Source organism: Streptomyces sp. NPDC053431, assembly GCF_044544925.1.
In the GTDB taxonomy this organism is placed as follows: domain Bacteria; phylum Actinomycetota; class Actinomycetes; order Streptomycetales; family Streptomycetaceae; genus Streptomyces.
On the sequence record NZ_JBITXX010000006.1, the window covers coordinates 126,586 to 147,706 of the forward strand.

Below are 21,121 nucleotides of genomic sequence, written 5' to 3' on the forward strand. Positions count from 1 at the left end.
GGAGTCATCACACGCCACGTCAACAACCCGTTGTGCGTGGGGTGTTGACGGCCTCTAGGGTGGTGGATCGGCAGGAGCGGGCACGATACGGGGGCCCCTTGTCCGACCTGCCCTCGCAGTCTTGAGTCCCGTGGCCCCCACGACCAGGGACACTACGTGAGCACACCTATACGACGGCGCCTGAGAAGGCGCCTATCTGCCGCGCTGGCGGTCGTCTCCTCGGCTGCGGTGCTGCTGCTCGGCCTGCCGTCCGTGGCGTCGGCCGCGCCGGGGGACTACGCGAAGATCACCGGCGGCAAGCGGTGCGACCAGTTGCACCTGAAGAGGACCGTCCCGCGTACGCCGAACAACTCGGGGGCGCCGACGGGCGAGCAGTACTGGACGAAGTCCGGGCCGGACGAGGAGTACTACTACAACAACTCGTTCAAGGGCTTCGAGAACGTTCCCGCGCCCACCGCGGCCGAGCTGGGGCAGGTCACCGGCACCCGCGCGGACATCGACAAGTGGGACAACGCGTACGCGGCCTCCAAGGACCCGGAGGACATGCGCAAGGCGATCTACTCCCGCTACAAGCGGCACCGGAACGAGTCGAACAACCCCAAGCCGTTCGGCAGCTGGAAGGTCAACCTGATCAGCGCGCAGGTCAGCAAGCAGAAGGGGGGCGTGTTCGAGGTCAAGGCGGTCCAGGACTTCAACATGGTCGGCCCTGACTGGCTGTGCGAGGTCACGATCGAGATCTTCGACAAGGACGGCAAGAAGATCGCCTCCCGGCGGTACGACTCCTACAACCAGCGCACCGGTGAGCTGGGGGAGTTCAAGTCCGACGGGAAGCGCAAGCCGGCCCAGCTCCGGGCCGACAGGATCATCCTGCGGCACAAGGACGCGAAGTACGACTTCACCCGGCACCGCCTGACGATGTTCACGTCGGAGAAGCCGAACGGGGCCACCCTCCGCGACTACAAGGCCGAGAACGACAAGCTGCGGGCTGAGCGGGGGACGGGGAACAACCCGATCCGGATCGCCGAGCGCCGGGCGACCGCGAAGGGCCAGTGGCCGCAGACGAAGTACACGAAGACGTACAACGTGTTCAACCCGCTGCCGAACCGCGGCACCCAGGGCCCGGGCGCCTCGATCGCCTACGGGTCGGGGCAGAACCCCGCCCAGGCCCGGCAGTTGCAGAACCAGTACCTGGCGGACAACGCCCGGTCCGCGCTCGGCCGGGGCCCGGGCGGAGTGGACTTCTCCACCCTGGAGCTCCAGTACGTCGGCAACCCGGTCAAGGGCAAGGCTCTGGACTACTCCATGAAGGCCGACCTCATGCCCGACGAGGACGACAACCCGGGCTGGGGAGGACAGGCGAAGCTCGAACTGGCCTCCGACGCCCTGTTCACATGGCTGGCGCTCACCCCGGACCGGCAGTGGGTGAACCTCAACCCCGACCAGCCCGACACCATCATGGACAAGGCGTTCGGTGAGACCGACGCCGGCCGTGTCCTCCTCGTGGCCGACATGGAGATGAAGCGGGACTTCTCCCGCGCCATGGACCCCAAGAAGTCCCCGGGCAAGGAGTTCATGGACGCCGCTCCCAAGGTCGACGGGGTGCCGTGCTGGGGATCGGGGCGCAACTGGATCGTTCCCGGCCGGGCGAAGGTCCGCGAGCAGGACGGCGGGATCTACATCCTCGACGCCCCGCTGGAGGTCAACCACGCGGCGATGGACTTCTCCACCCCCGTACAGGGAGAGGACTGCTCGAAGAAGCTCAGCAAGGCGGAGAAGGAGCGCAGCCACCGGCTGATCACGCAGTACCTCGTCCCGCACGTCCAGAAGCAGATCAACACCGACCCCAAGTACGCCGACCTGCGCCGCGTCTACAAGTCCCGCGTCGCGGCCGAGTGGATCCGCCAGCAGGACGCGAAGAAGGCCACCGACTTCCGTCCCATCATCAACAGCAACGACCTGAAGCGGTGGCCGCTGCGCGGCGAGAACGCCCACTGGGACAAGCGGACCGTGTGGCAGGAGATGGTGAAGTCCTTCACCAAGGGCGACTTCACCTACGAATGGCCCCTCGGCGACGGCCGGATCTACACGTTCTTCGTCGGCGGCGTCGACTTCGCCAAGGTCCCCAAGCGGAACATCACCGGGGTCGAGTTCACCGCCCAGCACCGTGAGCTGCCTCGTGCGACGAAGGACTCCGTGCGCACGGAGACCTCCGCCCGCGACAGCGACACCGCCTTCCTGGGCGGCAACGGCGCCGCCGTGACGGATGACGGGAAGCCCGACCCGACGCCGACCGACCCGACCGACCCGACCGACCCGCCCACGTCGCCGGGCCCGGACCCGACGAAGCCCGGCAACGGTCACACCGGCGGCAACGGCGGCGCGACGCCTCCGGCGAACCGGCCGGACCCGGACGGCGGCCTCGCCGACACCGGATCGGACACCCCGATCGGCCTGATCTCCGGCATCGCCGCGGCGATCGCCGCCGCCGGCGCGGCCCTGGTGTGGTGGATGCGGCGTCGCCGCACCGTCCAGGAGTAGCCGGAACGGCGAGCAGCACGAACAGGAAGGGCCCCACCCCGGTTCACCCCGGGGTGGGGCCCTTCCCCTGTGGCCTGCCGGTGTCGGACCCGGTCGCTCGACCGGTTTTCCGGCCCGCAGGCCCGCCGGGGGTGTCGTCAGTCCTCTGCTGCCAGGCGCCGCACCTCCGTCAACGCTTCGTCCACCGCCGCCGGGATGTCCTTCACCGGGAAGCGCGCGTGCCGCACCACACGGTCGCGGTCCACCACCAGCACGGCCCGCTTCAGCCGCAGCAGCTGCCCGGCGCGGAAGGTGGGCAGTCGCAGGGCGGCGGCGAGGCGCAGGTCGACGTCCGAGAGGAGAGTGAAGGGAAGGTTCTCCTCGACCGCGAACACCCGCTGCTCGTCGGGGCGCTGGGTGCTGACGCCGCGCACCTCCGCGCCCGCCGCGCGGAAGTCCTCGTACGCGTCCCGGAAGAGCCGGTTCTCCAGCGTGCAGCCAACGGTGCCGGGAATGCCCGACCAGCCGTCCGGCAGGGGGCTGGGGGACCCGGTCGCCGGATAACAGAACAGGACGGTGGCCACGTCGCCGGTCACCGGGTCCACCGGCTCGCCGTCCCGATGGCCCGGCAGCCGCAGGGGCGGCAGCCGCTCGCCCGCCAGGCCCGCGACGCGGCGCGCCTCCGCGCTCGCCTCGTCGGCGGTGCCGCTGAGCGAACCGTCGCCGAAGACCCAGCGGTCCGCCCAGTCCTGCATCGAAAGGAGTACCGGCAGGAGCCCCCGGCCGCTCTCCGTCAGCCGGTACTCGTGCCGCACAGGCCTCTCCTGGTACGGGACCTTCTCCAGGACCCCCGTCTCCACCAGGTGCGCCAGGCGCTCGGTGAGCACCTTCCGGGAGATGCCCAGCTCCTCCTGGAGCGCGTCGAACCGGTGGTGTCCCCGCGCGGTCTCCCGGATCAGGAGCAGGCTCCACCAGTCGCCGACCACCGCCGCCGCATGCGCGATCGCGCACGCCGCGTCCCGATCGGGCACCGACCTCATCACAGCGTCTCCATTCCTCCGCGCACGGCGACCGTTCCTCGGGACCATCTTGCGCCATCAGGTCGGTTCCCGATAGAAACTCACCCGGGAACGAGTGAGTTCCCAAAAGAGACTAACGAGACCCAGGGGGTGGGCGCCGTATGAGCGGGACACGAGCGATTCCGAAGGGCGACCGGCGGGACGACGAGGAGGAGACCTCGCCGCCGGGCGTCTTCTGGCGCTACTGGGCCGCCGCCACCGTCAGCGGCGCGGGCACCGCCGTCAGGGCCCTCGCCCTGCCGCTCGTCGCCCTCACCGTCCTCGACGCCACCGCCTTCGAGGTCGCTCTGCTCGCCGCCGCCGGACAGATCTCCTGGCTGCTGCTCAGCCTCCCGGCGGGCGTCGTAGCGCAGCGCGTACCGCTGCGCCGGCTCCAGGTCGCGCTCGACCTCGTGCGGTTCGCGGCGCTCGGATCGCTGCCGCTCGCCTGGTGGCTCGGCACCCTCACCTATCCGCATCTGCTGGTCGCGGCGCTCGTCACCGGCGCGGCGACGGTGCTGTTCGACATCGGCAACTCGACGTTCCTGCCCGCCGTCGTCCCGGCCCGGCAGCTGGCCGCCCGCAACAGCGTCATGTCCGGAACGCACGCCGTCACCGACACCGGCGGTCCCTCCCTCGGTGGCGTCCTGATCGGCGCCACCGGCCCGGTCGGCGCGCTCGTCGTCGACGCCGCCAGCTACCTGACCTCCGCTGCGCTCCTGCGGACCCTCCCCGAGAGCCGCCCCGCGCCCCGCACCGGCGAGAGCGTGCTCCGGCTGATGAGTGAGGGCTGGCGGTACGTCACCAGGCACCCGGTCATGCGGCCCTGCATGATCTGGGCGACCGCCGCCAACTTCCTCAACGCGGCCCTCGTCGCCCTCACCCCCCTGTACCTGGTCCGCGAGGCCGGCCTCGATTCCGTACAGCTCGGTCTCGTCCTCGCCATGGACGGGGTCGGCGGCCTTGCCGGCGCCGCCGTCGCGGTCCGGGTGACCACCCGCCTCGGCACCGCGCGGGGCATCATCGCGGCCGACCTGGCCGGCGGCGCGCTGCTGCTGCTCGCCCCGCTGACCACGTCGGCGGGGGACGCGTACTGGTTCGCCCTGGGCAACGCGGGCTTCGCCTTCGGCACCGTCATCGGCTCGATCACCACCCGCACCTACCGGCAGACCCAGTCGCCCCCGGAGCTGCTGTCCCGCGTGATGGCCACGGTCCGCTTCGTCTCCTGGGGCGCGCTGCCGCTCGGCGCCCTCACCGCCGGCCTCCTCGCCACCTGGGTCGGCGCCCACACCGCGCTCTGGACCGTCTGCGCCGCCGCCTTCCTGCCCCCGCTCTACCTCTTCTCCACCAAGGTGGGCCGCCACCGCGACCTCATCTGACGTCCCGGCGCCACGCCACCGTCAGATCAGCTGACCAGGCAGACTCAACGGTGCTCGGGGTTCTCGAAGTCGAACCGGCAGCCGGCGTCCCACTCGGAGCGCTGGTTTCCGTGGGCGGGGATGCCGCCGGCGTCCTTGAGCATCCTCGCCAGGTGGAGCTGGTTCCAGGTCATGAAGGTCGTGTTGCGGTTCGTGAAGTCGTTGTCCGGCCCCCCGGAGCCGGGGTCGAGGTACGACGGGCCCGGGCCGGCCTCGCCGACCCAGCCCGCGTCCGCCTGCGGCGGAACGACGTATCCGAGGTGCTGGAGGCTGTAGAGGACGTTCATCGCGCAGTGCTTGGCGCCGTCCTCGTTGCCGGTGATCAGGCAGCCGCCCACGCGACCGTAGTAGGCGTACTGGCCGCGCTCGTTGAGGATCGACGAGCAGGCGTACAGCCGCTCGATCACCTTCTTCATGACCGAGGAGTTGTCTCCCAGCCACACAGGCCCCGCCAGGGTCAGGATGTCGGCGGCCATCACCTGCGAGTAGACCACCGGCCACTCGTCCGTCTCCCACCCGTGCTCCGTCATGTCCGGCCAGACACCGGTCGCGATGTCGATGTCCACCGCCCTGAGCACGTCGACCCGCACGCCCTGGCGCTCCATGATCCCGGTGCTGATGTCGATCAGCCCCTGGGTGTGGCTGCGCTCCGGGGCACGCTTCAGGGTGCAGTTGATCACCAGGGCGCGCAGGTCGGCGTACGACGTCGACGAGTCCGGCACGGAATCCTCCTCCATACGCTCCGGGAGTCCGGCTGTGAAGGCGCCGGCGATCTCCCCGTACAGCTCACCAGGCCTTCGCCCCGGGCGCTCGCGGAGCTGGGCCGGTCGCCTGACCGTCCGCCGGCTCCGCGCAGGCGTGGGACGACCCTCCCAGCCTGCGCGGCCCGGCCTCGCCGGGCCCCCGGCGGGCGCCCGAACGCGTGGCGCGAGCATGCCGGACCGGCCTGACGCCCCGCCGGTCCCCTCGGCGGCGTGCGGCCGGGCTCCCCGCGCATGCGGGGGAGCCCGGCGTCTCTCACGTTCGGGTCACCGGTTCACGCTCGGGTCACCAGATTGCCTCGACCCACTCCGGGTGGTCGATGAACGGATTGCGGTTGTGCTGGTAGGAGTTGTAGATGACGTCGTTGCGGCGCTCCTCGAAGGCGCTCGGCGGGTCCTGCTCGTTCCACTGCTTCAGGACCGACAGGCGGCCCATGAAGGGGACGCTGCCGTTGGTGGTGGAGTCGTTGGGCTCCAGGTCGGGCCAGGCGTCGTCGCCCTCGTAACGGACGGCCATGTAGAGGATCATCCGGGCCACGTCGCCCTTGTCGGCGTCGCGCGGCTCGAAGGAGTTGGCGTCCGTGTAGCTGCCGGTGGCGCCGCTGACCGCGCTGCCGCCGTTGTCGAAGTCCTTGTTGCCGCGGATGCTGTTGACCTGGACGTCGCAGGCGCGCAGGTGGTGCAGGTCGGTGCCGGGGCCGGCCGAGGTGCCGAAGTCGCCGTGCGACTGGGCCCACACGTGCTCGCGGTTCCAGTCGCCGACGGAGCCGCCGCTCAGGCTCTTGCTCCGCGAGACGCCGCTGTAGAGCAGGAGCACGTTGTTGGCGTTGTTCGGGTCCTGGTCGGTGGCCTTGAGGGCGTTCCAGACCGCGTCGTACGAGATCTTGCTCTGGCTGCTGATGATCGTGTGCAGCGAGGTCTTGAGGCTCGTGCCGGTCTTGCCGACCGCGTTCTTGTAGTACGTGCTGTCGTACGCCGTGGTCGTGGCGTCGGCGGGGGACGCGGTGACGGTGGGAAGGACGAGGCCGGTGAGGACGGCGGATATCGCCGCCCAGGTCTTCCAACCGCTTCGGTGCGCAACGGACATGGGTGTCCCTTCCGGGTGTGGGGGTGGGGGTGTCAGCCGACGGTGAGCGAGGTGTCGTCGATGACGAACGAGGTCTGGAGGGTGGAGCCCTCCGTGCCGGTGAACCTCAGCGTGACGGTCCGGCCGGCGTAGGCGGCCAGGTCGAAGGAGCGCTGCACGTAGCCGGCGGCCGCGTTGAGGTTCGAGTACGTGGCGAGGGTGGCCAGCACGCCGCCGCCGCTGTCGAGGAGCTGGACCTTGAGCGTGTCGTACGCGGTGGTCGTGGTGGTCTCGGCCGTGTCGATGCGCGTGTGGAAGCTGAGGGCGGCGGTGGTGCAGCCCGCCGGGACCGTCACCGTCTGGGACAGCGTGTCGGTGTGGGCGGAGCCGTAGCCGCTCAGCCAGGCCTTGTACGAGCCGGTGCGGGCCGGGCGCCCGGGGTCGTCGGTGATGACGCCCGGTGAGGCGGTCCAGGCGGTGGCGCCGGACTCGAAGCCCGGGTTGGCGAGCAGCTGGCCGGCGGCGCAGCCGCCACCCCCGCCCCCGCCGCCGGCCGGCGCCTCGGAGAGCCAGTCGGTGGCGTTCAGGGCCAGCTGCGCGTTCGTGCCGGCGGGGTCGTTCCAGCCGTCGTACAGCGTGTTGCCGGACTGGCCGGTGCCGTCGTCGATCGGCGAGCTGTCGCCCCAGACGGCGACGCGCCCGCTGCCGAAGGTGCTGGTCGCGAAGAAGGCGCCGGTCGTGCCGGAGGAGCCCGTCCGGTAGACCAGGCCCTTGACCGCCGGGTTGTCGGCCGGCTTGAGGGTGACGGTGGTGCCGCTGCGGATGATGCTGCCGGTCACCTTGCCGAAGGAACCGTTGAGGACGGGGTCGGTCGGGTCGCCGATCGCGCGCGGGTCGTCGGTCTGGACGGTGCCGGTGTCGACGGTGAAGCCGAACGGGTCGGTGTCGTCCACGCCGTTGGCGGCCATCAGGTCGTTGATGACCTCGACCGCGTCCCAGCCGTCGTTGTTGCGGTCGGCGCCGCTGTGGTCGGAGACGAGGAACAGGCCGCCGCCGTTCTGGACGAACCGCATGACCGCGGTCTTCTCGCTCGCGCTGAGCCGCACGTTGGGCTCGGGCAGCACGAAGGTGTCGAAGTTCCGCAGGTCGGTGGCGGCGGTGGTGCCGTACGTGATGGTGCCGCCGGACGGGAGCGTCCTGAGCGCGTAGCGGCCGGTCTTCTGCAGGGCCACGCCCCAGGCCGACAGGGCACCGGTCCAGTCGGTCTCGACGGTGGGCGTGGGGTCCTGGGTGAGCGGGTCGGGCTGGCCGGTGCCGATGATCCAGTCGGCGTTCCCGGCGGTCTCCGCCTTGGAGTTGTCGAAGAGCACGCGCAGCGGCGTGGTGGCGGCCTCCGCCGCCGGGTCCGGCGCGGCGGCCGCGGGTGAGCCGAGAGCGGTGGACGCCGCGGCGGCGACGAGGGCGCCGCAGGCGGTCAGGGTGGCGAAACGGCGGGTGGACCTGGTGAGTCCGAGCATCCGTCAGACCTCCGTGGGGGATGGGGCGGAAGGGCGGAAAGGCGGTGCGGGCGCCCACTCTGCGCGCGTAGAACGTCGGGGATCGGACGCTCACGTCCCGCGCGGTTGAACCGTACATGACCAGATCCCGCCCATGGAATGCCTTACTCCGCCCGGAGGTTGACGTTCCGGTGAACGATCAGCGGTCCACCGGCAGACCGCGCGGCTCCTTGACCCGCTTCATGATGATCTGTGAGTTCACCTCCGTGACCCCCGCCAGGGTCGTGAGCCGCTCGATCCACAGCCGCTCGTACGCCGCCAGGTCGGCGACCGCGATCCGCAGCAGGCAGCCGGGGCTGCCGAAGAGGCGGTACGCCTCGATCACGTCCGGGATGTCCTGCAGCGCCGCCTCGAAGGCCTCGACCGTCTCCCGGTCCCGCTTCACCTCCACCGAGACCAGGACCTCGAAGCCGCGCCCGACCGCCTCGGGGTCGATCACCGCGCGATACCCCTGGATCACGCCGTCCTGTTCCAGCTGGCGCACCCGGCGCATGCAGGGGGAGGGGCTGAGTCCGATGCGCTGGGCGAGCTCCTGGTTGCTGAGCCGTCCGTCCCGCTGAAGCTCACGCAAGATCTGAAGATCAATCCGGTCCATGGCGCAATTATCCACCACGGAATTCATGAGTCCGGGTTCATTTCGCAATCGCGTTGCGCGTCTCCTGGCCTATCGTTGCCGCGCACCCCGAGGAAGGACAGCACCATCATGAAGTGGACGCGCGACGCCCGGCCGCGCCGCATCGTGGTCATCAGCACCGGCGGCACCATAGCCAGCCGCTGGACCGGCAGCGGATACGCCGCCGACGCCTCCGGCGACGACGTCGTCGCGACCGCCGCGGTCCCCGACAACGTCCACGTCGAGGTCGTCGACCTCTTCAACGTGAACAGCTCCCGGATGACCACCGACCGCCAGCTCACCCTGCTGCGCACCGTCCACGAGACGCTCGCCGACCCCGGTGTCGACGGCATCGTCGTCACCCACGGCACCGACACCCTCGAGGAGTCGGCCTTCTTCCTGGACCTGCACCACTCCGACCCGCGCCCGGTGGTCCTCACCGGTGCCCAGCGCCCCTTCGGCACGGGCGACGGCGACGGCCCCGGCAACCTCTACGACGCCCTCCAGGTCGCGGCCACCGTCCACGGCCTCGGCGTCCTCGTCGTCTTCGACGGCCTCGTCCACGCCGCCCGCGGCACCGTCAAGACCAGGACCCTGGCCGCGGACCCCTTCGCCGACCCCTCCGGCGAGCGCGTCGGCCGCCTCGGCTTCGGCCAGGTCGAGATCGAGCGCGAGCCCGAACGCTCCGCTCCGCTCCCGCTGCCCGCCGACGGCAGGCCCGCGCCGCGCGTCGACATCGTCATGCACCACTCCGACGGCGACCCGGTCCTCTTCGAGGCGGCCGTGGCCGCCGGCGCCCGGGGCATCGTCCTCGTCGGCACCGGCGCCGGCAACGCCACCCCCGAGATCGCCGAGGCCGTCGCCCGCGCCGTCGACGAGGGCGTCCACGTCGTCCTGTCCACCCGCGTCGCCTCCGGCCCCGTCGCCGAGGTCTACACGGGCGGCGGCGCCGTCGACCTGGCCGCCGCCGGCGCCGTCCTCGCCGGCACCCTGCGCCCCGGCCAGGCCCGCATCGCCCTGCTGGCCGCGCTCCTCGCCGACATCGCCTCCCCGGACCGCCGCACCGCGCTGCTCCGCGGCCTCCTCGAAGGCCCCGTCCGACCGGAGCAGGCGCTCGCCGCCGCCCACTGAGCCGACGCGCGCCCCACCCCTCACGCCCGCTCCCTTCCGCCGTCCCTCCCCCCCCCGCGTAAGGCACCCGTCACCGTGATCCCCGCACAACAGAAGAACGTCCGCCGCGAGCACGACCTGCTCGGCGACCGGGACGTCCCCGCCGAGGCGTACTGGGGCGTGCACACCCTGCGCGCCACGGAGAACTTCGCCATCACCGGCACCCCGATCTCCGTCTACCCGCTGCTCATCGACGCCCTCGCCGCCGTCAAGGAGGCCGCCGCCCTCGCCAACGAGGAGCTCGGCCTGCTGCCCGCCGAGAAGGCCGGCGCGATCGTCGCCGCCTGCCGCGAGATCCGCGGCGGCGCGCTGCACGGGGAGTTCGTCGTGGACGTCGTCCAGGGCGGCGCCGGCACCTCCACCAACATGAACGCCAACGAGGTCGTCGCCAACCGCGCGCTCGAACTCCTCGGGCACCCCAAGGGCGCGTACGCGCACCTGCACCCCAACGAGGACGTCAACCTCGGCCAGTCGACCAACGACGTCTACCCGACGGCCATCCGCATCGCCGCCATCGGCGCGGCCCGCGAGCTGCTGCGCGCGATGGCCGTCCTCCAGGACGCCTTCGCCGAGAAGGCGGTCGAGTTCGGCGGGGTCGTCAAGATGGGCCGCACCCAGCTCCAGGACGCCGTGCCCATGACGCTGGGCCAGGAGTTCTCCACCTACGCCGTGATGCTGGAGGAGGACCGCGGGCGGCTCGCCGAGGCCGTCGAGCTGATCCACGAGATCAACCTCGGTGCCACCGCCATCGGGACCGGTCTGAACGCCGCCCCGGGCTACGCGGAGACCGCCCGCCGCCACCTCGCGGACCTCACCGGCCTGCCCCTGGTGACCTCCGTCAACCTCGTCGAGGCCACCCAGGACTGCGGTGCCTTCGTCCAGCTGTCCGGCGTCCTCAAGCGGATCGCCGTGAAGCTCTCCAAGACCTGCAACGACCTGCGGCTGCTGTCCTCCGGCCCGCGCGCCGGCCTCGGCGAGATCAACCTGCCGCCGGTGCAGGCCGGTTCCAGCATCATGCCGGGCAAGGTCAACCCGGTCATCCCCGAGGTGGTCAACCAGGTCGCCTTCGAGGTGATCGGCAACGACATGACGATCACCATGGCGGCGGAGGGCGGCCAGCTCCAGCTCAACGCTTTCGAGCCGGTCATCTTCCACGCCCTGTCGAAGAGCCTGACCTCCCTGAAGGCGGCCTGCCTCACCCTCGCCGAGCGCTGTGTCACCGGCATCACCGCCAACGTCGACACGCTGCGCGCGAGCGTCGAGAACTCCATCGGCCTGGCCACCGCGCTCAACCCGCACCTCGGCTACACGGCGGCCACCGCCATCGCCCAGGAGGCCCTCGCCACCGGCCGCTCGGTCGCCGAACTCACCCTGGAGAAGGGCCTGCTCCCGCCCGAGCGGCTCGCCGAGCTGCTCACGCCCGAGCACCTCACGGGCACCTCGGGCGGTGTACTGAACGCCTGATCCGTCAGGCCGGCCGCTCAGGCCGACTGCTCAGGCCGGACGGTCAGGCCCGTCGGACCGACCGGTCGGGCCCGTCGGGCCCGACCGCTCAGGCCTTCGGTACCGCGAAGTTGAACTCCGCGGTGCCGAAGGTGCCCATCAGGCGCAGCCACAGCGGCAGCACCAGCTCGGTCGCCCGGGCACCCGCCAGATCGCCGAGGTCGAGGATCCGGTCGGCCGGCCAGCCGAAGGACTTCAGCAGGTCGGTCACGACGGCCTTGGCCTCGGCGTCGTTCCCGCACACGAAGACGACGTGGGCGCCCGGGACGCGGCCCGGGTCGACCATCACCGTGTTCGTCATGGTGTTGAGCGTCTTCACCACCCGCGCGCCGGGGAACGCGCGCTGGATCTCCTCGGCCACGCTGCCGCCCTCCGGCTGCGCCACCCTCGGCGGCACACCCTGCGAGAAGTCCAGCGCGTTCGACACGTCGACCAGGACCTTGCCGTCCAGGTTCTCCGCGCCCGCCGCTTCGAGAGCGGCCAGCGACACGAGCCCGCCGGTCGCGTTCACCACCAGCTCGGCGCCGGACGCGGCCGCGGCGAAGGTGCCGTGCGCGGAGCGGTGCTCCGCGGCCCACTCCTTCGCCCCCGCGTGATCCGCGGACCTGGACCCGAGGGTCACCTCGTGGCCGAGCGAGACCAGCTTGCTCCCGAGCCGACGGCCGACCTCTCCCGTGCCGAGTACCGCGATTCTCATGCGCGTTGCGCTCCTTCGTGACGTCGGAAATCCCGAGGTGACCGTACGCCCTGGGGTGCCGCGGGGAGGGCGTACGACTCAAGTTCCAACGCGACAAAGCCGACATTCCTACCGAACCAGGAACGACTACGTCGTGGAGTCACCCGCATGACCACCGCCCCCACCGTCCCCGTCGCCCCCACCACCCCGGACGCGCTCGACCGCGAGGCCGCCGCCCTGCTCGACAGCGAGGCATGGCGGGCCTGGCAGGAGATCGTGACGGCGTGGAGCGAGACCCCGCCGGTCCGGGAGAGCGAGACCCCGCCGGTCCGGGAGGGCGAGGCCCCGCCGACCCGGGAGGAGGAGACCGACTGGCGGCGGCTGCTGTCCGTCCCGGTGGACCGGCTCGTCTCCGACGCCCTCGCGTCCCTAGCCGCCCCGCCCGCCCCCCGGCCCGCCGAACGGGCGCTCCCGGGACGGCTCGGCGCGATCCTGCCGGACCGGCTGCACGTCTGGCGCCGCATCGGACAGCCCGACGTGCGCCCCTCGGTCCACCTCGCGCACGCCCGGCGCGTCCTCACCGAGTGGGGCTGGCAGAACACCCCGTACAAGCTCCGCGACCTCCGGGGCGCGCGGTGCGTCTGCGGGGCGATGCTCGCCGCCCACCGCCTCGGGTACGGCAGCGCCGGCACCATGAACGAGGCCGGGGCGTGGATGCTCCAGGAGCTCCGCTCGCGCGGCTGGTACGAGCTCATCGGCCCGTGGAACCGGGCCCCGGGCCGCACCGCGGCGGACGCGCTCGCCCTCGTGGACGCCACCGTCCGCCGCGCGGCCCGGGCCGGCCGTTAGGGCAGCGGCAGCTGGTCGACCAGCGGCGGGAGACCGGGCGCCGCCGGCGGTGCGGCGGAGCGCAGGCCCTGGCCGGCCGCCGGGGCGCCGCCGCTCAGGGCGCCGTCCACGAACGCGTAGAGCGCCGGCGTGATCGGCTCCGGCAGCGGGCGGCCCTGCTCGTCGAGGCGCTGGTACTTCATCAGGTTGTAGGCCACGGAGACCTGGCGCCGGCCGTCCTCCGTGGCGAGGGACCAGGTGCCCGCGCCGAAGACCGCGCCGTCGTGCCCCCAGTACCAACCGCCGCTCGGCATCTTCAGGGTGTAGAGGCCCAGTCCGTAGCGCATCGCGGCCTCCTCGCCGGGCTCCGTCTCGTACGCGGGGACCGTCGTCTTCATCGCGCGCAGTGCGGCCGGACCGATGAGCCTGCCGCCGAGCAGCTTGCGGTAGAAGACGTTCAGGTCGTTCGTCGTCGACACCAGCGCGCCGGCCGTGCTCGCCCACGACATGTCGTACGTGCTGTAGTCGCGCGGCGGGTCGATGAAGCCGTAGAACGACTCGTACATCCCCGCGTGCGGGCCCTTCAGGGACGCCGAGGCCGGGAAGTAGGTGTGGCGCAGGCCCGCCCGCCGGATGACGTTGCGGGTGATGTACGCCTCCGCGTCCTGGCCGGTGACCCGCTCCAGGATCAGCCCCGCGAGGACGTAGTTGGTGTTGGCGTAGCTGAACTCCCCCCGCGGCTTGACCGGCGGGGCGGCCAGGCCGAGGCGGACCAGCTCCTGCGGCTCGACGTGCCGCAGCCGGTTCTCGTCCAGCGTCCTCCCCGGGTCCTGCAGGAGGCCGGGGAAGGCGGGCAGGACGTAGTCCGCGATGCCGCTCGTGTGGTTGAGCAGCATCCGGACCGTCACCTGCCGGCCGCGCTCGCCGGGCACGAGGTCCGGGACGTAGCGGGCGACCGGCGCGTCCAGGTCGATCCGGCCGCGCTCCCACTGCTGGAGGATCGCGACGGACGTGAAGCTCTTGGTGATGCTGCCGACCCGCTGCTCGAAGTCCGGGGCCATGGGTCGCCCGGTGACCGGGTCGGCGAGGCCGGTGGCACCCCGCCACTGCTCGGAGCCGTCCCGGACCGCGGCGAACGCCCCGTACATGCCGGCGGCGTGGAAGGCGTCGAGCGAGGTGCGCAGGGCCGCGCGGTCGAGCGCCGGCAGATGGCGGGCCGCCGCCTGGCCGGCCGGCGCCCCCGCGGTGTCGGCGGCCTGGGCCGGCAGCACTCCCAGCGACAGGGCGAGCAGGGCGGTCGAGAGCACGGCCGTCGTACGGGCCGGGCGGGCGAGGCCTAAGCGGCCGGGGCGGGAGGTGCGCGTGGTGTGTGAGGCGCGCGAGGTGCGCATGAACGGGGTCCCCTCCGTCGTTCGGTCCGCGCACGGTCGATGCGCGGACCGTCCATCCTGGTCGGGCCCACCCGCGTGCCGCGTCCTACCCCGGAACGATCACGATCACCGAAACGCATGATGTCCGGCGGACTACCCTGGGTGTATGGGCGGCGGCGGTCTGACCGGACTGTTCCTCTGCGGCGACGTGATGCTCGGCCGCGGGGTCGACCAGATCCTCCCCCATCCCCTCGACCCCGCCCTGCCCGAGCGGTACGTGCGCGACGCCCGCGACTACGTGACCCTCGCCGAGGCCGTCTCCGGGCCGGTGCCCCGGCCCGCCGGGCCCGCCTACCCGTGGGGCGAGGCCCTCGGCCTGATCGACGCCGCGCGGCCCGACGCCCGCGTGGTCAATCTGGAGACCTCGGTCACCCGCCACCCCGAGCCGGTCCCCGGCAAGGCCGTCCACTACCGCATGGACCCGGCCAACCTGCCCGCGCTCAGCGCCGTCCGCCCGGACGTGGTCGTCCTCGCCAACAACCACGTCCTGGACTACGGCCGGCGCGGTCTCGACGAGACCCTCGGCGCCCTCGCCGGCGCCGGACTGCGCACGGTGGGCGCCGGACGCGACGCCGAGGAGGCCCGGCGGCCCGCGACGGTCCCGCTGCCCGGCGGGCGCCGGCTCCTGGTGTTCGCGCTCGGCCTGGCGTCCAGCGGCGTGCCCCGCGACTGGGCCGCCACCTCCCGGCGCGGCGGGGTCCACTACGCGGCGGGCCCCGACGACGAGGCCGCGACCCGGCTCACCGCCCGGCTGCGCGCCGCGCGGCGCCCCGGCGACCTCGTCGTGGTCTCCGTGCACTGGGGCTCCAACTGGGGCTACGCCCCCGCCCGCGCCGAGGTCGCCTTCGGCCACGCCCTCGTCGACGCGGGCGCCGACATCGTGCACGGTCACTCCTCGCACCACCCGCGGCCCCTGGAGGCGTACCGGGGCAGGCTCGTCCTGCACGGCTGCGGCGACCTCGTCAACGACTACGAGGGCATCACCGGACAGGAGCGCTACCGCGACGACCTGCGCCTCCTTCACCTCGTCACCGTCCACGACGAGGACGGCAGCCTGGAGGAGGTGCGGCTCGTGCCGCTGCGCAGCCGGCGCCTGCGCCTCGAACGGGCACCGGAGCGGGACGCGTGGTGGCTCCATGACGTGCTCGGCCGGATCAGTCACCCCTACGGGATGCGGATCGCCCCGGCCCCCACGGCGGAGGGCGACGCCCCGGCCCTGACCGCCCGGCCCGTGTGACGGCCCGTCGGGCCGGCGCGCGGACGGGCAGGAAGGCGAGCAGGACATGTACTTCACCGACCGTACCGACGCGGGCAGGCAGCTCGCCGCACGACTCGAAGGCCTCAAGGGGCAGGACGTCACCGTTCTGGGGCTGCCCCGCGGGGGAGTGCCCGTCGCCGCCGAGGTCGCCGACGCCCTCGACGCGCCGCTCGACATCTGTCTCGTACGGAAACTGGGCGTGCCCTACCAGCCCGAACTGGCCATGGGCGCCATCGGCGAGAACGGCGTACGGGTGCTCAACGACGAGGTCATCGTCCAGAGCGGGGTGTCGGACCACGACCTCGCCGAGGTCGAACGGCGCGAGCGGGCCGTCCTGGAGGAGCGCGCCCGGCGCTACCGCGGCGCCCGCGAGCCCGCCGACATCCGTGGCCGTACCGCGGTCGTCGTCGACGACGGCTTCGCCACCGGGGCCACCGCGCTCGCCGCCTGCCAGGTGGTACGGGCCCGGGGGGCCGCCCGGATCCTCCTCGCGGTGCCGGTCGCGCCGCGCGGCTGGACCACGCGGGTCGGTACCTCCGCCGACGAGACGTACTGCGTCCACGAACCCGGCGGCTTCTACGCCATCGGGCAGTTCTACCGGGACTTCTCCCAGACCCCCGACGAGGAGGTCGTCGCCCGGCTGCGGCTGCGACGCGGCGCACGCGGTGAGGACACCGAGGTGCGCATCCCGCTCGGCGAGCTCGCGGTCGGCGGGCGGCTCACCGTGCCCGAAGGGGCCACGGGCGTCGTTCTGTTCGCGCACGGCAGCGGTAGCAGCCGGCACAGCCCGCGCAACCGGGCCGTCGCCGAGATCCTGAACCGCGCGGGACTGGGCACGCTCCTCTTCGACCTGCTCACCGAGGACGAGGCCGCCGACCGGGCCAACGTCTTCGACACCCCGCTGCTCGCCGAGCGCCTGGGCCGGGCCGCCGACTGGCTCGCGGCCCGGCCGGGCACGGGCCGGCTGCGCACCGGCTATTTCGGGGCCAGTACGGGCGCGGCGGCCGCCCTCTGGGCCGCGGCCGAGCCGGGCAGCGGCGTCGGCGCCGTCGTCTCCCGGGGCGGCCGGCCCGACCTGGCCGACGAGCGGCTGCCCGAGGTCACCGCCCCGACCCTGCTGATCGTCGGTGGCGCCGACCCACTGGTCCTCGACCTCAACCACCAGGCCGAGCGGCGGCTGCGCTGCGAACACCGGCTGGTCACCGTCCCGGGCGCGGGCCACCTCTTCGAGGAGCCCGGAGCCCTGGAACAGGTGGGCACGCTGGCGGCGGCCTGGTTCGCCGACCGGCTGTGACGAAGCCGAACGCCGCCGCCGCCGACTAGGTCGTCGACGCCGAAGACGACGCCGATTAGGTTGTCGGCGCCGAGGACCCACCGACGATCCGGTCCACGGCCGCCTCGATCAGCGCGTCCTGTTCCTCCTCCGAGAAGACGCCCGGCAGCGTGAGCTGCTCGACGATCAGCCAGTTGAAGGCCAGGATGAGCAGCTTCACGGCCGTCGCGTCACCGGGCAGGCCCGAGGCCTCGTGATAGGTCAGGTTGGCCTCGACGTCGGCGCGGACGCGCTCGGTGAGGACCGCGCGCAGCTCCGGACGCCGGGTCGCCTCCAGCCGCAGTTCGAGGAGGGCCAGATAGCCCGTGCGGAAGGAGCTGACCCGGCCGACGACCTCCTTCATCAGCTCCTTGTACGTCTCCCGGTCCGGGGACGCCGCCTGCTGGCGGGCGATCTCGTCCTCGCCGGGTTGCAGCCGCTCGTACACCCGGGCGCCCGCCTGGGTGAGCAGGTCGTCCCGGTTGAGGAAGTAGTTCGAGGCGGTGCCGGGCGGCACGGCCGCCTCGGTGTCCACGGCCCGGAAGGTGAGCCCCCGCGCCCCGTCCCGGGCCAGCACCTCGATCGCGGCGTCGACGAGCGCGGCCCTGCGCTCCGGGTTCCTGCGCGCCACTGTCGTCACTCCCGTCACAGGCATCATCAGTACTCCGCGCAGAGTACTACGGGTGGAGTGGCTCAGTGGACGACGAGCTCGACCTCGAACCCGTCCGCGTCCTCCAGGTAGGCGGCACAGCTCCGCTCCCCACCCGCGTGCGGATGCCGGTCGGGGAACAGCAGCCGCCACCCGCCGCGCACGGCGTCCTCGACCAGCCGGTCCATCTCCGCGCGCGTCGCCACGTGGAAGGCCAGATGGTTGAGGCCCGGACGCAGCCGGTCGTGGGTGTCCGCGCTCAGCGCCGAGGACTCCTCGAAGACCAGATACGTCGACCCGAGCCGCCAGCTCCGGCCCCGCTCCCACTCCTGGAACGGCACATGGCCGAGCGCTTCGAGCAGCGGGCCGAACGAGGCCGTCGCCCGCGCGATGTCGGGCACCCAGATCTCCACGTGGTGCAGTGTGCCGGTGACGGCCGGGCCGGTCATGCGCTCCTCCAGGGTCGCTCCCGCGCCGACCCTAACCCGCCCTCACCAGGCCAGGTCCTCCAGGGCGTCCAGGTCCGGCACCGGCCCCGACCCGTTGCCGCCGCCGCCCGGCTGGTCCGCGGAGATGGGCAGCTCGGCCCAGATCGTCTTGCCGCGGCGCGCGTACCGGGTGCCCCAGCGCTGGGCGAACTGCGCCACCAGGAAGAGCCCGCGGCCCCCCTCGTCGGTGTCCGCCGCGTGCCGCAGGTGCGGGGAGGTGCTGCTGCCGTCGGACACCTCGCAGATCAGCGTCCGGTCGTAGACGATCCGCACCCGCACCGGTGGGCGCCCGTAGCGGATCGCGTTGGTGATCAGCTCGCTGAGCACCAGCTCCGCCGTGAACCCGACGTCCGCCAGGTCCCACGCCGCGATCCGCGCCGCCGCCGCCGAGCGCACCGGAGCGACGGCGGACGGGTCGTTCGGCACCTCCCACTCGGCGATCCGGTCCGGCGGGATGCGGTGCGCGCTCGCCACCAGGAGCGCGATGTCGTCGCTCGGCATCGGCCGCAGCAGCGACGCGAGCACGTCGGCGCAGGTCTGCTCGGGGGAGCGGCCCGGCCGCGCCAGGGTCTTGCGCAGCAGCTCGAGGCCGGTGTCGTAGTCCCGGTGCCGGTCCTCCAGGAGCCCGTCCGTGAACATGACCAGCTTGCTGCCCGGCTCCAGCTTCAGCCGCGCGGACTCGAACGGGCGGTCGCCGAGGCCGAGGCCCAGCGGCAGCCCGGCCGGCACCGCCGGGAACTCGACGCTCCCGTCCGGCCGCACGAGCGCGGGCCCCGGATGACCGGCGCTCGCCATCGTGCAGGAACCGGTGGTCGGGTCGTAGATGGCGTACAGGCAGGTGGCTCCCGCGGTGCCCTCCGTCCTGCTGTCCCCGTCGCCGACGACGGTCCCCTCGCCGCCCGGCTCGTGCTCCTCGCCGAGCCGGTCGATCAACTCGTCCAGATGGCTCAGGAGCTCGTCCGGGGGCACGTCGAGCGTCGAGAAGTTCGCCACCGCCGTCCGCAGCCGGCCCATGGTCGCCGCCGCGTGCAGACCGTGCCCCACCACGTCCCCCACCACCAGCGCCACCCGCGCCCCCGGCAGCGGGATGACGTCGAACCAGTCCCCGCCCACCCCCGCCTTCGCCGGCAGGTAGCGGAACGAGACCCGCATCGCGCTCTGCTCCGGCAGCACCCGCGGCAGCAGACTGCGCTGCAGCGCCACCGCCATGGAGTGCTCGCGGGTGAACCGCCGCGCGTTGTCGATCGCCAGCGCCGCGCGCGCCGCCAGCTCCTCCGCGAAGGACAGGTCCTCCTCCCCGAACGGCTCCGCGGTCTCCCGGCCGCGCCAGAAGTTGGCCATCCCGAGCACGACTCCGCGCGCCAGCAGCGGCACCGTGAGCAGCGAGTGCAGCCCGTACGCCAGCGCCTGCGCCGCGCCCTCCGGGTCCTGCGCCCGCCAGCCCTGCGCCGCGGCCAGATCCGCCTGGAGCACCGCCCGCCCCTCGTCCAGGGCCGAGGCCATCGGCGTGCTCGGCACCACGAACCGGATGAGATCACCCACCGGCTGCAGCGGGGTCTCCGCGCTCACCCCGCTCAGCGCCGTCCGCCGCATCTCGGTGAACGCGCCCGAGGGCTCTTCACCGCGCACCACGGGATCGAGGAGCTCCACCGTCACGAAGTCGGCGAACCGGGGCACCGCCACCTCCGACAGCTCCTCCGCCGTCCGGACCACGTCCAGCGTCGTGCCGATCCGCGTTCCGGCCTCGTAGAGCAGCCGCAACCGGCCCCGCGCCACCTCGGCCCGGCCGGTCAGCGCGGACAGCTCGGTCGTGTCGCGCATGGTCATGACGCAGCCGCCCTCGGCCGCGCCGTTCCCCGTGGGCCGTACGTTCACCGCGAGCAGCCGGTCCCCGGCCAGGTGGACCTCGTCCGTCGCGGCCCGCCCCGACAGCAGCAACGCGGCCGTCCGCGGTTCGAGCCCCAGTTCCCTGACATGGCGCCGCTCCGCGTTCTCCGGCAGCTTCAGGAGCCGGCGGGCCTCGTCGTTCGCGAGCAGCAGCCGCCCGTCACCCGCGACGATCAGCACCCCCTCCTTCACCGAGTGGAGGACCGCCTCGTGGTGCTCCTTGAGGCGGGTCACCTCGGTCGGCCCGAGCCCGTGCGTCTGGCGCCGCAGCCGGGCGCTCACCAGCGCCGCGCCGCCCACCGCGAAGGCCAGACCGATGCCCGCCGCGCCGAGCAGCAGCGGCAGCCGGCCCTGCACGGCGTGCCCGACGGTCGCCACCTCGACGCCGCTGCTCACCATGCCGATGACGGTCCCGTTCTCGTCCCGGACCGGGACCACCGCCCGCACGGCGTCGTTCGGCGCGCCGTGGAATATCTCCGTGAACGACTCGCCGGCCCGGGCCCGTTCGATGTCCCCCTGCGCCCGCTGGCCGATCAGGGAGGGGTCGGAGTCCGTGTAACGGGCCCCGTCCGGGGCGAGCACGGCCACGAAGTCGACCCCGGACCCACGGCGGGCCCCCTCGGCCCGGGGCTGGAGCACCGCCGACGGGTCGGGCGAGCGCATGGCCTCCACGATCCCCGGAGCGTGCGCGAGGGTCTCGGCGACGGCCAGGGAACGGTTACGGGCGTCCTGCTCGCTGTCGTACTGCCCTTGCAGCACGAGAGCGAGCGCCGCGGCGGCCACGATCAGCAGTGCGATGATCGCCTGCAGGGCGAAGACCTGGCTCGCGACGCTCCGTAGTCCGGTGGGTCGCCCGCGGGTTCCACCGGGAGACCCGTCCGCGCCTCGCGTCACGGTGCGCTCCTTCCCGCCCTGCTCGCCGGGGGCTTCC

The 21,121-nt window shown here is 72.8% G+C and carries 17 protein-coding genes; 7 read left to right on the top strand and 10 right to left on the bottom strand.

The features are described from left to right. The first annotated feature begins 156 nt into the window (after nt 1-156). The gene (locus tag ACIGXE_RS17150; protein WP_399748055.1) at nt 157-2,538 is read left to right on the top strand and encodes a hypothetical protein; all 2,382 of its coding nucleotides are present in this window, start codon (nt 157-159) and stop codon (nt 2,536-2,538) included. 137 nt (nt 2,539-2,675) lie between these two features. Here ACIGXE_RS17150 and ACIGXE_RS17155 read toward each other — a convergent pair whose 3' ends face one another. Then, the gene (locus tag ACIGXE_RS17155) at nt 2,676-3,557 is read right to left on the bottom strand and encodes a winged helix-turn-helix transcriptional regulator (RefSeq protein WP_399748057.1); all 882 of its coding nucleotides are present in this window, start codon (nt 3,555-3,557) and stop codon (nt 2,676-2,678) included. Between the two features lie 140 nt (nt 3,558-3,697). On the opposite strand from ACIGXE_RS17155, the gene ACIGXE_RS17160 reads away from it, so the two are divergent. After that, complete coding sequence (locus ACIGXE_RS17160; RefSeq protein WP_399748059.1) at nt 3,698-4,954, top strand: MFS transporter; 1,257 nt, start codon at nt 3,698-3,700, stop codon at nt 4,952-4,954. A gap of 44 nt (nt 4,955-4,998) precedes the next feature. On the opposite strand, the gene ACIGXE_RS17165 is transcribed toward ACIGXE_RS17160, so the two are convergent. The 4 genes from ACIGXE_RS17165 to ACIGXE_RS17180 all read right to left on the bottom strand — a co-directional run bounded on the left by ACIGXE_RS17165 (nt 4,999) and on the right by ACIGXE_RS17180 (nt 8,971). Continuing rightward, nucleotides 4,999-5,730 carry a flavodoxin family protein gene (locus tag ACIGXE_RS17165; protein WP_399748061.1) on the bottom strand — a complete coding sequence of 244 codons (732 nt, stop codon included), beginning with the start codon at nt 5,728-5,730 and terminating at the stop codon, nt 4,999-5,001. A gap of 310 nt (nt 5,731-6,040) precedes the next feature. Next, the gene (locus ACIGXE_RS17170) at nt 6,041-6,841 is read right to left on the bottom strand and encodes an endonuclease I family protein (protein WP_399748062.1); all 801 of its coding nucleotides are present in this window, start codon (nt 6,839-6,841) and stop codon (nt 6,041-6,043) included. Nucleotides 6,842-6,873: 32 nt separating this feature from the next. Next, on the bottom strand, nt 6,874-8,337 hold the full coding sequence (locus ACIGXE_RS17175) for a hydrolase (RefSeq protein WP_399748064.1): 1,464 nt from the start codon (nt 8,335-8,337) through the stop codon (nt 6,874-6,876). Nucleotides 8,338-8,515: 178 nt separating this feature from the next. Beyond that, nucleotides 8,516-8,971, bottom strand: coding sequence for an Lrp/AsnC family transcriptional regulator (locus tag ACIGXE_RS17180; protein WP_399748066.1), 456 nt, complete (start codon nt 8,969-8,971; stop codon nt 8,516-8,518). A gap of 108 nt (nt 8,972-9,079) precedes the next feature. Between ACIGXE_RS17180 and ACIGXE_RS17185 the strand changes: the two genes are divergently transcribed. Further along, complete coding sequence (locus ACIGXE_RS17185) at nt 9,080-10,120, top strand: asparaginase (protein WP_399748068.1); 1,041 nt, start codon at nt 9,080-9,082, stop codon at nt 10,118-10,120. A 75-nt stretch (nt 10,121-10,195) separates the two neighbouring features. Further along, nucleotides 10,196-11,623, top strand: a complete 1,428-nt coding sequence (locus ACIGXE_RS17190; protein WP_399748069.1) for an aspartate ammonia-lyase — start codon at nt 10,196-10,198, stop codon at nt 11,621-11,623. A gap of 88 nt (nt 11,624-11,711) precedes the next feature. On the opposite strand, the gene ACIGXE_RS17195 is transcribed toward ACIGXE_RS17190, so the two are convergent. Beyond that, nucleotides 11,712-12,359, bottom strand: a complete 648-nt coding sequence (locus tag ACIGXE_RS17195) for an NADPH-dependent F420 reductase (RefSeq protein WP_399748071.1) — start codon at nt 12,357-12,359, stop codon at nt 11,712-11,714. A gap of 147 nt (nt 12,360-12,506) precedes the next feature. On the opposite strand from ACIGXE_RS17195, the gene ACIGXE_RS17200 reads away from it, so the two are divergent. Further along, nucleotides 12,507-13,187, top strand: a complete 681-nt coding sequence (locus ACIGXE_RS17200) for a hypothetical protein (protein ID WP_399748073.1) — start codon at nt 12,507-12,509, stop codon at nt 13,185-13,187. Here the strand turns inward: ACIGXE_RS17200 and ACIGXE_RS17205 are convergent. Beyond that, nucleotides 13,184-14,557 carry a serine hydrolase domain-containing protein gene (locus ACIGXE_RS17205; RefSeq protein WP_399748075.1) on the bottom strand — a complete coding sequence of 458 codons (1,374 nt, stop codon included), beginning with the start codon at nt 14,555-14,557 and terminating at the stop codon, nt 13,184-13,186. The genes ACIGXE_RS17200 and ACIGXE_RS17205 overlap by 4 nt on opposite strands. A gap of 145 nt (nt 14,558-14,702) precedes the next feature. Between ACIGXE_RS17205 and ACIGXE_RS17210 the strand changes: the two genes are divergently transcribed. Both ACIGXE_RS17210 and ACIGXE_RS17215 read left to right on the top strand, forming a co-directional pair. Continuing rightward, nucleotides 14,703-15,833 carry a CapA family protein gene (locus tag ACIGXE_RS17210; protein WP_399748077.1) on the top strand — a complete coding sequence of 377 codons (1,131 nt, stop codon included), beginning with the start codon at nt 14,703-14,705 and terminating at the stop codon, nt 15,831-15,833. Between the two features lie 46 nt (nt 15,834-15,879). Further along, nucleotides 15,880-17,148, top strand: coding sequence for a phosphoribosyltransferase family protein (locus ACIGXE_RS17215; RefSeq protein ID WP_399748079.1), 1,269 nt, complete (start codon nt 15,880-15,882; stop codon nt 17,146-17,148). Nucleotides 17,149-17,203: 55 nt separating this feature from the next. Here the strand turns inward: ACIGXE_RS17215 and ACIGXE_RS17220 are convergent, their stop codons facing one another. The 3 genes from ACIGXE_RS17220 to ACIGXE_RS17230 form a co-directional block, all read right to left on the bottom strand. Further along, the gene (locus ACIGXE_RS17220) at nt 17,204-17,797 is read right to left on the bottom strand and encodes a TetR/AcrR family transcriptional regulator (protein WP_399748492.1); all 594 of its coding nucleotides are present in this window, start codon (nt 17,795-17,797) and stop codon (nt 17,204-17,206) included. Between the two features lie 62 nt (nt 17,798-17,859). Continuing rightward, nucleotides 17,860-18,264, bottom strand: a complete 405-nt coding sequence (locus ACIGXE_RS17225) for a VOC family protein (protein ID WP_399748081.1) — start codon at nt 18,262-18,264, stop codon at nt 17,860-17,862. A 42-nt stretch (nt 18,265-18,306) separates the two neighbouring features. Beyond that, the gene (locus ACIGXE_RS17230) at nt 18,307-21,084 is read right to left on the bottom strand and encodes a SpoIIE family protein phosphatase (protein WP_399748083.1); all 2,778 of its coding nucleotides are present in this window, start codon (nt 21,082-21,084) and stop codon (nt 18,307-18,309) included. Nucleotides 21,085-21,121 lie beyond the last annotated feature (37 nt).

What these genes read in the sequence shown, in the direction of transcription:
- ACIGXE_RS17175 (WP_399748064.1), bottom strand. Translation starts at nt 8,337, where the DNA reads ATGCTCGGACTCACCAGGTCCACCCGCCGTTTCGCCACCCTGACCGCC.
- ACIGXE_RS17215 (WP_399748079.1), top strand. Translation starts at nt 15,880, where the DNA reads ATGTACTTCACCGACCGTACCGACGCGGGCAGGCAGCTCGCCGCACGA.
- ACIGXE_RS17170 (WP_399748062.1), bottom strand. Translation starts at nt 6,841, where the DNA reads ATGTCCGTTGCGCACCGAAGCGGTTGGAAGACCTGGGCGGCGATATCC.
- ACIGXE_RS17155 (WP_399748057.1), bottom strand. Translation starts at nt 3,557, where the DNA reads ATGAGGTCGGTGCCCGATCGGGACGCGGCGTGCGCGATCGCGCATGCG.
- ACIGXE_RS17210 (WP_399748077.1), top strand. Translation starts at nt 14,703, where the DNA reads ATGGGCGGCGGCGGTCTGACCGGACTGTTCCTCTGCGGCGACGTGATG.
- ACIGXE_RS17185 (WP_399748068.1), top strand. Translation starts at nt 9,080, where the DNA reads ATGAAGTGGACGCGCGACGCCCGGCCGCGCCGCATCGTGGTCATCAGC.
- ACIGXE_RS17195 (WP_399748071.1), bottom strand. Translation starts at nt 12,359, where the DNA reads ATGAGAATCGCGGTACTCGGCACGGGAGAGGTCGGCCGTCGGCTCGGG.
- ACIGXE_RS17160 (WP_399748059.1), top strand. Translation starts at nt 3,698, where the DNA reads ATGAGCGGGACACGAGCGATTCCGAAGGGCGACCGGCGGGACGACGAG.
- ACIGXE_RS17225 (WP_399748081.1), bottom strand. Translation starts at nt 18,264, where the DNA reads ATGACCGGCCCGGCCGTCACCGGCACACTGCACCACGTGGAGATCTGG.
- ACIGXE_RS17205 (WP_399748075.1), bottom strand. Translation starts at nt 14,557, where the DNA reads ATGCGCACCTCGCGCGCCTCACACACCACGCGCACCTCCCGCCCCGGC.
- ACIGXE_RS17180 (WP_399748066.1), bottom strand. Translation starts at nt 8,971, where the DNA reads ATGGACCGGATTGATCTTCAGATCTTGCGTGAGCTTCAGCGGGACGGA.
- ACIGXE_RS17165 (WP_399748061.1), bottom strand. Translation starts at nt 5,730, where the DNA reads ATGGAGGAGGATTCCGTGCCGGACTCGTCGACGTCGTACGCCGACCTG.
- ACIGXE_RS17200 (WP_399748073.1), top strand. Translation starts at nt 12,507, where the DNA reads ATGACCACCGCCCCCACCGTCCCCGTCGCCCCCACCACCCCGGACGCG.